Genomic DNA, 1,485 nt, shown 5'->3' on the forward strand with positions numbered 1-1,485 from the left:
CTCCTTATATTATATTTAGTGCAGTTAGCTACTGCCAAAGCCCAAGTGATACACTTGGTATAAGCCACTGTGGATTAGTTGTTGCCCTCCAATCGCTCGACGATTTCAGAAAGGCTCTAACCACAGCTTTTTGTTTCAATTGGTAATGAGTTTGATAACGCAGTGACGTTTTATCTCGTGTAAGGTAACAAGGCAAAAAGTTCGTGGAGTACCAGGTGCGCTTGAAAATTATATTAGGAGGTAACGCTATGCTTTATGTAGGCATTGATGTCGCTAAAAACAAACATGATGTAACTGTCTTGAATGAACAAGGTAAGACGGTCCTGAAACCACTCACTTTCTCCAACAACAGAGCTGGGTTTAAACTTCTTGACAATACACTCAAACAGCTCCATCAAGATGCTCTCATCGCACTTGAAGATACGGGACATTATGCCTTTAATCTCTTGAACTTCCTTCATGAACAGGACTATCTGGTCTACACCTACAACCCTCTACTCATCAAGGAATTCGCCAAATCACTCTCACTTCGTAAAACCAAAACCGATAAGAAAGACGCTCGGGTCATTGCTCTTAAACTTCTTTCTGACCCTATGCGGGAACAATTTCGGCACGATAACAATCAGGAAGACTTGAAAATTCTTACCAGACATATCCATCGGCTCAAGAAAAAACAAGCAGATTGGAAAGTACAGTATACACGCTGTCTGGATATCATTTTCCCTGAGCTAGACAAACTGATAGGTAAGCATTCTGACTACGCTTACGAGCTGCTCACTCGCTATCCCAGTCCTCAAAAAATGCTTGAGGCGGGATTGGAGCAGCTAATGGAAATTAAGCGATTAACAGTCCCTAAAATACAGGATATTCTCAAGGTCGCACCAAACTCTATCGGGACATCTTCACTCGCCCGTGAGTTTGAGTTAATTGAGATCATTGAGAATATCCAACACTATAACAAGCTCATCGCTAAAGCCGAAAATAAAGTCGATGAGCTGATGGCTGAGATCAACTCGGTCATCACTACTGTTACGGGGATTGGAAATCGGCTAGGTTCTGTGATTTTAGCTGAAATCAGAAACATTCATACCTTTGATACACCCGCTCAACTCCAAGCTTTCGCTGGACTGGAGCCTGCCATTTACCAGTCAGGACAGATGGACTTAGCAGGGAAAATGGTCAAGCGAGGCTCTCCTCATTTGAGATGGGCTCTCTTACAAGCTGCTAAAGCAACCGCTCGTTTTTCTCCTGCTTTCAAAGCCTATCTCAGAACTAAGTTAGAGCAAGGAAAACATTACAACGTTGCCATTGCTCATGTCGCTAAAAAGCTCATCAGACTCTTGTTTCATCTGCTCAAAAACAATGTCCCCTTTGACGAACAAAAAGTGAGATAACCAACTAAAACCATAGATGTAACCTTTGAAAAATGAGCATTTTCAAGGGCTTTTTGCCGTACTCTGAAATTGTTCAATTTGAAACAAAAAT

General features: G+C 41.9%; 1 protein-coding gene. It reads left to right on the top strand.

Translation table 11 applies throughout. From position 1 onward, the window contains the following. Positions 1-248: 248 nt before the first annotated feature. The gene (locus STRDD04_RS10135) at positions 249-1,394 is read left to right on the top strand and encodes an IS110 family RNA-guided transposase (protein WP_062201980.1); all 1,146 of its coding nucleotides are present in this window, start codon (positions 249-251) and stop codon (positions 1,392-1,394) included. Positions 1,395-1,485 lie beyond the last annotated feature (91 nt).

Origin of the sequence: Streptococcus sp. DD04 (assembly GCF_001578725.1) — a bacterium.
Classification (GTDB): Bacteria; Bacillota; Bacilli; order Lactobacillales; family Streptococcaceae; genus Streptococcus; species Streptococcus sinensis.